Source organism: Streptococcus mitis SK597, from assembly GCF_000148545.1.
Classification (GTDB): domain Bacteria; phylum Bacillota; class Bacilli; order Lactobacillales; family Streptococcaceae; genus Streptococcus; species Streptococcus mitis_C.
Map to the genome: position 1 here is coordinate 1 of NZ_AEDV01000064.1, position 11,522 is coordinate 11,522.

At 38.0% G+C, this 11,522-nt stretch carries 9 protein-coding genes; 4 read left to right on the top strand and 5 right to left on the bottom strand.

Going from position 1 to position 11,522, the window contains the following annotated elements; all coding sequences use genetic code 11:
• Positions 1-66 precede the first annotated feature (66 nt).
• From SMSK597_RS14130 to nox, 4 genes are all read right to left on the bottom strand, one after another.
• Positions 67-252 carry a transposase gene (locus tag SMSK597_RS14130; RefSeq protein ID WP_474104173.1) on the bottom strand — a complete coding sequence of 62 codons (186 nt, stop codon included), beginning with the start codon at positions 250-252 and terminating at the stop codon, positions 67-69.
• A complete protein-coding gene (pdxT, locus tag SMSK597_RS09085) occupies positions 249-836 on the bottom strand; it encodes a pyridoxal 5'-phosphate synthase glutaminase subunit PdxT (protein WP_000689938.1) in 588 nt (195 codons plus the stop codon). Before pdxT ends, SMSK597_RS14130 begins: the two co-directional genes overlap by 4 nt.
• On the bottom strand, positions 837-1,712 hold the full coding sequence (pdxS, locus tag SMSK597_RS09090) for a pyridoxal 5'-phosphate synthase lyase subunit PdxS (protein WP_000138519.1): 876 nt from the start codon (positions 1,710-1,712) through the stop codon (positions 837-839). It abuts the gene before it with no gap.
• A gap of 151 nt (positions 1,713-1,863) precedes the next feature.
• The gene (nox, locus tag SMSK597_RS09095; protein ID WP_000036777.1) at positions 1,864-3,243 is read right to left on the bottom strand and encodes a H2O-forming NADH oxidase; all 1,380 of its coding nucleotides are present in this window, start codon (positions 3,241-3,243) and stop codon (positions 1,864-1,866) included.
• Between the two features lie 307 nt (positions 3,244-3,550).
• Here nox and SMSK597_RS09100 point away from each other — a divergent pair, with 307 nt between their 5' ends.
• Genes SMSK597_RS09100 through SMSK597_RS09115 form a run of 4 tightly spaced genes read left to right on the top strand, consistent with a single transcriptional unit; the run spans position 3,551 to position 6,689 of the window.
• Positions 3,551-4,474, top strand: a complete 924-nt coding sequence (locus SMSK597_RS09100) for an FAD:protein FMN transferase (RefSeq protein WP_001131403.1) — start codon at positions 3,551-3,553, stop codon at positions 4,472-4,474.
• 59 nt (positions 4,475-4,533) lie between these two features.
• Positions 4,534-5,139: an NADPH-dependent FMN reductase gene (locus tag SMSK597_RS09105; protein WP_000915950.1), complete on the top strand. Its 606-nt coding sequence runs from the start codon at positions 4,534-4,536 to the stop codon at positions 5,137-5,139.
• Between the two features lie 18 nt (positions 5,140-5,157).
• Complete coding sequence (locus SMSK597_RS09110; protein ID WP_000673650.1) at positions 5,158-6,396, top strand: NAD(P)H-dependent oxidoreductase; 1,239 nt, start codon at positions 5,158-5,160, stop codon at positions 6,394-6,396.
• Positions 6,396-6,689 carry a solute carrier family 23 protein gene (locus SMSK597_RS09115; protein WP_255261789.1) on the top strand — a complete coding sequence of 98 codons (294 nt, stop codon included), beginning with the start codon at positions 6,396-6,398 and terminating at the stop codon, positions 6,687-6,689. The genes SMSK597_RS09110 and SMSK597_RS09115 overlap by 1 nt, the downstream gene beginning before the upstream one ends.
• Positions 6,690-7,094: 405 nt before the next feature.
• Here SMSK597_RS09115 and SMSK597_RS0102700 read toward each other — a convergent pair.
• Positions 7,095-11,522: ZmpA/ZmpB/ZmpC family metallo-endopeptidase (locus tag SMSK597_RS0102700; protein WP_000296500.1), on the bottom strand; the 4,428-nt coding region annotated here is incomplete at its 5' end.

Below are 11,522 nucleotides of genomic sequence, written 5' to 3' on the forward strand. Positions count from 1 at the left end.
TGATGTGGTTTGAAGAGATTGTCGAAGAGTATTAAGGAGTATAGAATAGTATTTTAACTCCATCCTCTAAAGTGCTCCCAATAAAAGATACTTGAACACTATATTCAGCATATAAGCTTTATGCCCTAAGTCAAAACAATCATTCTTTTCTAATTTATCGTAAATAAATCTAAAATCACAGAATACTGTCAGATGACTTAAAAAATGATTCTTTGGAAAAAGCGAATCAAAACTTGATTTATCACTTTTTATTCCACTATCTTTTTGTCACACATATTTATAAAGTACTGGTGCAAGCGAACATCATCAGTCAATTCTGGATGAAAAGAAGTTACCAACATATTTTTTTCTTGGGCTGCAACGATTTGATCTTCAACTGTTGCTAGAATTTCTACACCCTCTCCAACACTGCTGATAATTGGACCACGGATAAAGGTCATTGGAATCTGACCGACTCCCTTACATTCTGCTTCCGTGTAGAAACTTCCTAGTTGGCGCCCATAGGCATTGCGCTCGACCACCATATCCATAGTTCCAAGATGACTTTCTTCCTGAGAAGTAATTTCCTTAGCCAGCAAAATTAAACCCGCACAGGTCCCAAATACTGGTAAGCCAGATAAAATGGCTTCTCGGATGGGAATAAGCATCTCCTGGTCTCGTAAGAGCTTGCCCATGGTTGTAGACTCTCCTCCAGGTAAAATCAAACCCGACAAGTCACTCTGTTCTTGCTGAAAATCATCTAGATTTCTGATTTCAACACTCTCGACTCCTAATTGATCTAGTACTTTTGCATGTTCTGCAAAAGCACCTTGCAAGGCCAATATTCCGATTTTCATCTATTTTCCTCGCTCAGCCATGAGAATTTGAATCTCATTTTCATTGATACCAACCATGGCTTCTCCTAAATCTTCAGAGATTTTAGCTAAGACTTGAGGATTACGGAAGTTAGTCACAGCCTTAACAATGGCACTGGCTCGTTTAACAGGATCTCCTGACTTGAAAATACCTGAACCTACAAAGACGCCTTCTGCACCTAATTGCATCATAAGCGCAGCATCTGCTGGCGTTGCAACACCTCCAGCCGCGAAGTTTACAACAGGCAATTTTCCATGTTCATGGACGTATTGAACCAATTCTACAGGGACTTGCAAATCCTTGGCAGCAACATAAAGTTCGTCCTCACGTAAGTTTTGAATACGGCGAATTTCCTGATTCATCATGCGCATATGACGAACAGCTTGGACAATATCCCCTGTACCTGGTTCTCCTTTAGTACGAATCATAGAAGCACCTTCAGCGATACGACGCAAGGCTTCTCCCAAATCCTTAGCACCACAAACAAAAGGAACTTGGAATTCTTTCTTATCCACATGGAAACGGTCGTCAGCTGGAGATAAAACCTCACTCTCATCGATATAGTCAATTTCGATAGCCTCTAAAATCTGGGCTTCAACAAAATGTCCGATTCTGACCTTGGCCATTACTGGAATACTCACCGCTTCTTGGATTTCCTTAATCATCTTTGGATCACTCATACGGGAAACTCCACCAGCTGCACGAATATCAGCTGGAATCCGCTCCAAGGCCATCACAGCTGCCGCACCAGCAGCCTCTGCAATACGGGCCTGTTCAGGATTCTGAACGTCCATGATTACACCGCCCTTGAGCATCTGTGCCAAGTTTTTATTTAGTTCATAACGATTTTCAGTCATTTCTTTTTCCTCATCATTTGTATTGGTAGCTACCATTTCATTTTAAGTTAGATTAGAATGAATCACAAGATAAAAAAAACATAATTGTATGGGTACAGAATGATGAAAAAACTATCTGACCTTAGCTTAAGGCCAGATAGCTCATTCATTTTTATTTTTCAGCTGTAAGTGCAGCCATTGTGATGTAGTTGTATGGTTTGTTAAAGTGTGGCAAGAAGAATAGGTCTGTCAATGCCAATTTATCAATTGTTACATGCTCTTGGATAGCAAGTGAGAACATGTGGATTCCCATGCTGATTGCAGAATCGCGTGAGACCATTTGCGCACCAAGAATTTCACGGCTATCTTTGTCAAAGACAATCTTGATGGCAACTTCATGGTTGTCATGCTTCATAAATTCTGGTTTTTGAAGATCGTTAAAGCCTGTTTCAGTTGCGTTGTAACCAGCAGCTTTAGCTTTTTCAAGAGTCAAACCAGTTGAAACCATGTGAAGACCGTAGATTGAAATACCATTTGAACCTTGAACACCGATTCCTTCCAATTCATGTCCACATGCGTTATATGCACCAACGATACCAGTACGAACAGCATTTGAAGCAAGGGCGATGTAGCTTGTGTCTTTACGAGCGTTGTCATAAACAGTCGCACAGTCACCAACGGCAAATACACCAGGAAGTGAAGTTTCTTGTTTCTTGTCTACAAGGAAAGCACCGTTACGGAAGAGTTCAATCTTACCATCAGCAAGGGCTGTGTTTGGACGGAAACCAACTGCAAGGATAACCATATCCACATCGAAAGTTTCTTTATCAGTAATCAAGCGTTCAACTTTACCGTCACCCTCAATTGCTTTAACAGTTTGACCAAGCGCCAAGCGGATGTTGTGGTCTTCCAAGTTCTTCGCCATCATTTGAGTGAAGTCTTTGTCATAGTAACCGTTCAAGACAGTATCAACGATATCAACAAGGATAACTTCTTTTCCAAGACGTTCAAAGGCTTCAGCAAGTTCAACACCGATATAACCACCACCAACAACGGCGATACGGTCAAGGTGTTGACTCTTATCAGACAATTTGTGAATCACTTCTTCAGCGTTTTGGTACAATTTAACGAATTGTACATTTTCAAGAGTTGCTTTAAATTCGCGGTTTCCTTTAACAATTTCAACACCGTCAATTGGTGGCAAGATTGGTGTAGAACCTGTAGCGAAAATCAATTTCTCGTATGATTCTTTGTGCTCTTTTCCTTCAACTTCTGCTGTAACCACTTTGTTATCATAGTCGATTGAAAGAACTGGTGAGTTCATGTAGACTTTAGCACCTTTAGCTTCCAATTTTTCTTTATCAGAATAGAACAAGCCTTCAGCACCGTCAATTTGTTCCCCAATCCAGAGGGCCATTCCACATCCTAGGAAAGAGATGTTAGAGTTTTGGTCAAATACAACAATTTCGTTCTCATTTCCAAAATTATCCAACATGGTATTGATACATGCTGTACCAGCGTGGTTAGCACCAACTACAACGATTTTACTCATAGAAAAATTCCTACCTTCAATTTTAAATTTACTCTTCTAGTATAACATTTACTGTTAGCGTTTACAAGAGTTTAGCTAATTTTCCCGATTTTTTTGTAAAAAAATGTAAATAATCTGTATTTTATCAGTCTTTCTTACAATTACTCTTTTTTTCTGAGCATATTTCTTGACAAGTTTACAAATTTTATTTGTGAAAACGCTGACTTTATGGTATGCTAGTATCATGGAAAGAAAATGTAAGGGGTTAAATTCAATATAAATTTACAATATTTCAACCTTCTTTTCATAAGAGAAAGGAGTTGGTAGCTTGCCTCTTAGTTCACATTCCGAACGGCTAATGGGGACTACTATCACTATTTCATTAGTAGATGAGCGATCCGATATCTTGCTCCAAAAATCCTTTGATTTGCTCAAAGAGCTTGAATACCGCTTCAATGCCAATAGTCAAGAATCTGAGTTGATGGAAATCAATTATCAAGCTGGAATAGCTCCAGCCAAAGTTCATCCTGATTTGTTTGAATTGATTTCACTTGGATTAGAGCATAGCCTAGCGCCCTCTAGTCATCTCAACATCAGCATTGGTCCCTTGATTCAAACCTGGCGCATTGGTTTTTCAGATGCCAAAGTTGCCCAGCCTCAAGAAATTGAATCGGTGCTCCCTTTAATCAATCCTCATTATATCGAGTTAGATTCTTCCACTTCCACTGTGTTTTTAAAACAAAAAGGAATGAAGATTGATCTTGGTTGTCTAGCCAAAGGATACAGTGCAGATAAGGTTGCCCAATTTCTGAGAGCAGAGGGAGTGACTTCTGCCTTGATTAATCTGGGAGGGAATATCCTGACCATTGGAAAAAATCAGGCAAGAGGAAATCAACCTTGGCAAATCGGGATTCAAGATCCAGCCAATTCGAGGGGAAATCACTTAATGACCATCCCTGTTGTCAATAAATCTGTCGTGACTTCGGGCATTTATGAACGTCACCTGACAATTGATGGAAAAGATTACCATCACATTTTTGACAGTCAAACAGGATATCCTATTGAAACGGAACTAGCAAGTCTAACAATCATCTCTGATAAATCAGTCGATGGTGAAATATGGACAACTCGTCTATTTGGAGAAAGACCTGCTTCTATCCTTTGGCAAGTCGAAAGTTTGGAGGGCATCGAAGCTATTCTCATCGATAAGGAAGGTCACCTAAGCTATTCTTCAGGAATTCCTACTCTATAGAAATAGATGTTTCAGTAGAGTTTTAAAATCGTATTATGTAAAAAGAGAAAGGAAATCTCATGTTAAAACTTATTGCTATTGTTGGAACAAATTCAAAACGTTCTACAAACCGTCAATTGCTTCAATACATGCAAAAACACTTTGCTGAAAAAGCTGAAATTGAACTTGTTGAAATTAAAGACATTCCTGTCTTCAACAAACCAGCAGACAAGAACGTACCTGCTGAAATTCTAGAAATAGCTGCTAAAATTGAAGAGGCAGATGGCGTTATTATCGGTACTCCCGAGTATGACCACTCTATCCCAGCTGTTTTGATGAGCGGTCTTGCTTGGTTGTCTTATGGTATCTACCCACTCTTGAACAAACCAATCATGATTACAGGTGCTTCTTACGGTACACTTGGTTCATCACGCGCCCAATTACAACTTCGCCAAATCTTAAACGCACCAGAAATCAAAGCAAGTGTCCTTCCTGATGAATTCTTGCTTTCACATTCTCTTCAAGCCTTTAATCCAAGTGGAGATCTAGTAGATCTTGATGTTATTAAAAAACTGGATGCCACTTTTAACGACTTCCGTATCTTTGTAAAAATTACAGAAAAATTGCGTAACGCACAAGCCCTACTTCGCAAAGATGCTGAAGACTTTGACTGGGAAAATTTGTAAGATAGGAGACCAAAAAGAATGAAATTTGTTGGACTTGTAGGATCAAACTACGATCAATCATATAACCGTAAACTCTTGGAATTCATCCGTCGTCACTTCAAACTCAAATTTGAATTAGAAGTTCTCGAAATTGACGAAGTTCCAATGTTCAACCAAGACGAAAAATGGGATGAAAGTTTCCAATTGCGTCTCTTGTATAACAGAATTACTCGTGCTGATGGTGTCATTATTGCTACTCCTGAGCACAACCACACAATCTCAGCTTCTCTAAAATCTGTTCTTGAATGGCTTTCATACGAAGTTCATCCATTTGAAAACAAACCAGTCATGATTGTGGGAGCTTCTTACTATGACCAAGGTACTTCTCGTGCCCAAGTTCACCTTCGTAAGATTCTTGACGCTCCAGGTGTTAATGCCTATACGCTTCCAGGTAACGAATTCCTTCTTGGTAAAGCCAAAGAAGCGTTTGACGCAGAGGGCAATATCACAAATGAAGGAACTATTAATTTCCTTGAAACATGCTTGGACAACTTTGTAAAATATGTGGGAGTCGTTTCAAAATTGAAAAAACCAAAACCAATTGCACCAGAAGATTTATATTGTACAAATTCAATTGCAACTACCATTCAAGGTGTTGACCCTGATGATCCTGAATGGGTAGAAAAAGCAGCTGAACTTGTTGGAGCTGTTTCTGGAGATACTTATGTTAAATTAGACCATGGTATCTTGACAGTTAACCAAATTGACATGTTCTTGAAAGCAATGCCATTTGAATTGACATTTGCAGATGATAATAACCAATTCTTGTACTTTAATAACGCCCACCAAGATCCAAATACAATGTTTGGTAAACGTGTATGTGCTCAATCAGGAAACCGTTTAGGAACTGTGCACGGTTCATTGCCAGATTCTAGAATGAAAAACGTTGAATGGGTTGTCGGCGTATTGCGTAACGGGGATCAAGAATATGTCCGTACAATTGTGCCAGGAACACCAGAAGGCGTTATTAATACCCATAATTACCAAGCAATGTACTATCCAGATGGTTCATATGCTGGAATCAATGAAATCATCTTTAATTTCCAACCATGGCTTGACTGGTACCTCAATACAACTGGTCAACGTCTAGTTGGTGGAAATGCTGCAGCTCCTGCTGGAGGACATGGCGGAGCAGATGCTACATCTGGAGCTTCTGATTCAGGTGATGCTGGAGGTCACGGTGGTGGCGCAGACGCTACATCTGGCGCAAGTAACTAATAATAAGTTTTAGGAACCATTTTGGTTCCTTTTTTGGCTCTTTGTCAACTGTACTTGGTGGGATGTCAATCCTACTTTATGGAGTTATCGCCAGCAACGGTTTGAAAGTCTTGATCAAAGAACGTGTTTATTTCGCTCAAATGCGTAACCTAATCATCGCAAGTGCTATGTTGGTCCTTGGACTTGGAGGAGCTATCCTTAAACTCGGTCCAGTTACACTTTCAGGTACTGCTTTATCAGCCATGACAGGAATCATCTTGAACTTAATCTTGCCATACGAAAATAAAGATTAAGAGACTTGACACAGAAAGAGAATGAACAAAAACGAGCTTCTCTTTACTAACCCCAAAAAGTTGCACAAATAATTATTGAAAGGATTTAGTTCTGTACTGCACAAGACTAAGTCCTTTTATATAAAATGAAGCAAAACAGTACATAATGTGATATCGTCAATTGAAACAAGAACAAGATATAGTATATTGAATCTAGAATAGTACGTTATGGCTGTTAAAATATTTCTAGAAATTAATTTGACTTTCCTAACCGATTTGTTCACATCTTGTTTCAATCTACTATAAAAGAGCCTCAAAAAAAGGTATTGCAACTTGGCAATACCTTTTTTGAGGTGCTTTTTGAAAGCCATCAAATAATGACTTTTCAGAGGGAGCAAAAGATTGTCCTCTTTATATTTTAAACATTTAAATGTCTTTTTTAAACAGTTGGTTAAAGAAACCGTCTGTATTTTTAAGAAGGGCTTTGAATACTTTAGATTTCAAGTCTACTGTATTTTTGAAATGATCTTTAATTTTTGAATCTGACATACCATCAATATCTTTTTGAACTGCTCCATCAAATAAAGATTTCAACTGAGCATAATTTGTAATTTGATGCCCATCAATTTCAATAGTTTCAAATCCTTGTTCTGCTTTAGCTTTAACATCGTGATACCAATGTCTCTTCCACTCTTCAAGTGTCTTGAACTTGTCTCCAGAAACTTTTTTGATAATGAAATCATCACCTAAGAGACCTTTATTTTCTTTATTAGCGGCGCCTTGATGTTTGCTTGAAACATAATCAATGAATCCATGTTCGTATCCATAGTAACCCCACATACGGAAGGCATTGTGCTTAAATGATAATGAACCAGGAGCACCTTGACTCGTATTCCCACCGTAAATTCCTGCCATCATATTGACATTGACATAAGCCGTACCAAAATCTTCTGGGTGGAAGACCTTATTGCCTGGATTTCCGTGAATGGTCATAAAGTTGTTATTTACCAAATCATCAATGGTTTCAAGCTTGGTCATTTTCTCAGTATCTGTCAAGTCACGCACTTTGTCCCATTGGTGAGGACCACTTAGTTTATTTCTATCCATTGGTCGACGTATTTCACGGTCAATTTTCTTGAACCATTTACTATTGTCACCTTTAACCTTAGGAAGAACAGCTTCAGCTTCAGCATAATCAAGCATCATCATAGCTTCATTGTAGTTCTTCATGTAGTGGTCGATTTGGTCACGTGTTTGAAGTTTGTCAGGGTCGGGATTATACCATTGATTTCCATCATTTGGACGATGGTAGGCCATGTTAATACCCAATGCACCATACTCACCATTTGTTGTTGACTTATCAGGAGTTTGCAACATACCTTGAGCAAAAGCTTCCAAATCCGTACCTTGACGATGGTTATGTCCTCCAAAGTAAACTACACGGTCATTAATGTGTGTGGTTTCATGTGTGAAGGCTGAGATACCAAACTGGTCAAGCATATTGGTTACCATGAAGTATACTTGCTCATCTTTCCACGGTATATCGTAGATTTTCGCCATTGCTCCCATAGCTCCGTTAACTTGATGCCAACGATTAGTCGGTCCGAATAGTTCACGAATAGGAGATACCACGGCTCCACCTTGTCCATAACCTTGACGATTTGCATCCTTAATTCCTGCATAAGATTGATTATCCCAAACTGGTGTTGGCACCATATATTCGCTCTTCAAGAGTTTATTACGAACACTTGGAAGAGCTAAACGAGACCAGAAATCTAAGTAAGTTTGTTGAGCTTTAGCGACTTCATCAATACGTTTCTTCAATTCCTTACGTTCTTCTTCAGTGTTCTTACCATATTTCTCAAATGAACTGAATGCCAAAGTGTTGTAAGTAGAAATGACAAAAATATGTGCTTTCTTCAAGTTGAGTAACGGTAAAATCATGCGACTATGCACGTCATTATTCAAACCGTCATAGATACGATGGCGCTTGTCTTTGAAATCCTCTGTAGTCGTCTCAGGCTCAGAAACATAAACGTTCTTTGCAGCATGAATAAACCAGTCATTTAAGTCGGTGTACTTAGTGAATAAACGCATGTTATAACCTAACAAGCCATTTAATTCCCCTTTTCCAATAGTACCACCAATAACTTCACGATAAGCTTCTAAACTTCTATCTCCTTTTAAATTCTTTTCTGCTGAACCTATACGAATCAAGAAATCTAAAATACTTGGTGTTTTACCATAAAAGTCTGGTTTAAACATCATCAAATGCTTAAAGTTCAAGCCATCATAGTCAATACCATAATAACGATTTAGATAAGTCAAGGCTAATATAATCTTAGCTTTATTATCTTCAACTTTCTTGAGAAGCGCCTTCTCAGCCACTTCATCACTGTTCAGTTGATGGTCTTCATTTTCAACAATAGCTTTAACTAATTTGCCAAGATTTTCTTTCACTTCCGCAAAGCTTTCTTCAAAGAATAGATCTTTAATATAACCATTCTTACGTTCATCCGAATTAGCATTAGGATCTCTAGATGTATCTCGTTTATCCATCAAAGCACGGACTTCTTGTGAAATCAATTCTACACTTGATAATTGAGCTTTAACATCAGCAATCAATTTATCACGATTTTTAACAACCATATTTGGTGTGTAAACCACATCATCTAAACCATCGATACTATACTCACGAACTTGTTTTACCTTAGAATCAGCAATCGCTGTCACGGTCATTTCTTCTTTGGTGCCATCCGCATAGTGAACCATGATTTTATCAATATTTGATAAATCAGTTACAAACTGCCCTGCTTTCATACCTGTTACAGACAGAACAGTTTTCTTAACAAGATTGGACTCATCTGTTAACTTATTCCCTTGGTTTACAATCCACTCTTTATTATAGAACGGTTGAAGTTTTTCAATATTGCGATAGGCTTGTTCACGTTCAGCTTTGTAATCTTGCGTTGTCTTATACTCATTATCCCGTGTTGTGAGAGCGTTGAGTTTATTTACAATTGGCTCTGTAATTGCATATTTATCTGCTGTGATAGCCAATTCTTTAATTTTCTTATCAGCTTCCTCTTGTGTTATAGGCTTAATACGCCCCAATTCTTTAGAATGTTTGTATGATGAAGTACCTTTACTTACATCTTTTACAACATAGTTTCTATTGACATTGTTACCAGTCCAATAAGGATCGTCACTGATATCATGTGAACCATAAAATATCTCACCATTTTCAACTTTCATCATTGAAACAGAATCTTCAATCGAACCATGCATATTAAGACTTCCAACAGCACCACCAACTTCAATTGGTTCCTCCACATCTATTGTACCTTTAACAACAGATTTTTTAATAGCTCCCTCTCTACCTACAGTATAGTTATTACCACTATTTTGCGACCAGTAGGCTATACCAGCAGCTTTTGCTTTCTTACCTCGAATATTGGCATCTACATAAGCCTGTTCTACCAGCCCCTTCCAGTTTTCACCAACGATACCGGTCAAGTATTGTCCACCATCACCGACAGAAGTTACGTTACCGATAAAGGCTACATTTCTGAGTGTGCCTTGGTTATCAATCTTATCAATAAATCCAGATACCCAATCTTTGCCTACGATATTACCTTCAACCTTAACATTTTCAATAGTAGTTCCACCTTTAATAATATTCGCTACAGCTGCAACTTGGTTTGCCCATGGCATATTTATGTCAACATTACCAAGATTAATATTCTTTATCGTTCCGCCAATAACGTTGCCAAATAACGGACGTGACAAGTTATGAATGGTATAGTGATTATCACCATCACTCAAGAGCTTACCTTTGAAATCTTTCGTAACATATGATTTACCAAATGCTGATACATTTGTGGCATTAAGGTCAGCACCCAATTTAAACTCGCCATTTGGATGTTCTTGCATATCTCTCACAAGTTCATTGAAATTGTAATATACATTATTGAATTTTGGAACTGGTTTTTCAATATAATGCACATACTTGTTACGAACCTTCGTTGGATCTGTATGTTGAATCAAATCTTGCGCTTCAGCAGTGATTTTATAAAGTTTTTTACCTTCTTCTGTCACCTCTTCAATAGAGTCAACAGCTAAACGAGTTACCTTATTATCACGACTTGTGATTTTTAAGTACATTTTCTTCACATCTTCATCTGAAGGTTTTTCAGTCATAAAATCACTAGATGTTTCAGTACCATCGTCATTTACCTTCACTAAATTAGTAGATGCGATGTTTTTCAACTCAACTTTCTTTAAATCTAAACGTAAAGGTTTATCTTCCAGAGTCGATACTTCTGCACCCTTACCTAAATCATAAGTCATAGTAGTTGAAATCGTATAATCTTTGTAATAATCCAAGTTTTCTAAGACTTGAGATAAGTTATCGGTTTTTAAATCAACCGTTTTTACAATCTTTCCACCTTCTTTGATAGTCGCTACAATGCTTGTAATTGTAGCATTATCTTGGTTCTCTAGATTGTAGTTAACTGTAGCAGACTTAGCTAAAACATCCTTAGATACAGTGGTCAAGGTCAAAACAGGAGCCATTTTTTCTTTGGGCTTTTCTTTGGTACCTTTTACAAGAATTTCAGGCTTCATTTCTTTCAACACAGTTACTGTTTCAACTGGGTCACTGATTTTTTTGCCATGTAATTCTTCATAGCTAGTAACAATTTGACGTTCGCCATCCTCACCAACTTGTTTAATAGAATCATCGCCTATAAATTTGGTAGAATCAGATTCTTCTGTGATAGTTTTAGGAATAGTCTCTGTACGAATATCAGTATGTAAAGCAGGAAGCTCTTCTCTCTCTGGAGCAACGTCTGG

Bases quoted from the DNA above. Each gene is read 5' to 3' on its own strand.
- pdxS (WP_000138519.1), bottom strand. From the start codon at position 1,712: ATGACTGAAAATCGTTATGAACTAAATAAAAACTTGGCACAGATGCTC.
- pdxT (WP_000689938.1), bottom strand. From the start codon at position 836: ATGAAAATCGGAATATTGGCCTTGCAAGGTGCTTTTGCAGAACATGCA.
- nox (WP_000036777.1), bottom strand. From the start codon at position 3,243: ATGAGTAAAATCGTTGTAGTTGGTGCTAACCACGCTGGTACAGCATGT.
- SMSK597_RS09110 (WP_000673650.1), top strand. From the start codon at position 5,158: ATGAAATTTGTTGGACTTGTAGGATCAAACTACGATCAATCATATAAC.
- SMSK597_RS09105 (WP_000915950.1), top strand. From the start codon at position 4,534: ATGTTAAAACTTATTGCTATTGTTGGAACAAATTCAAAACGTTCTACA.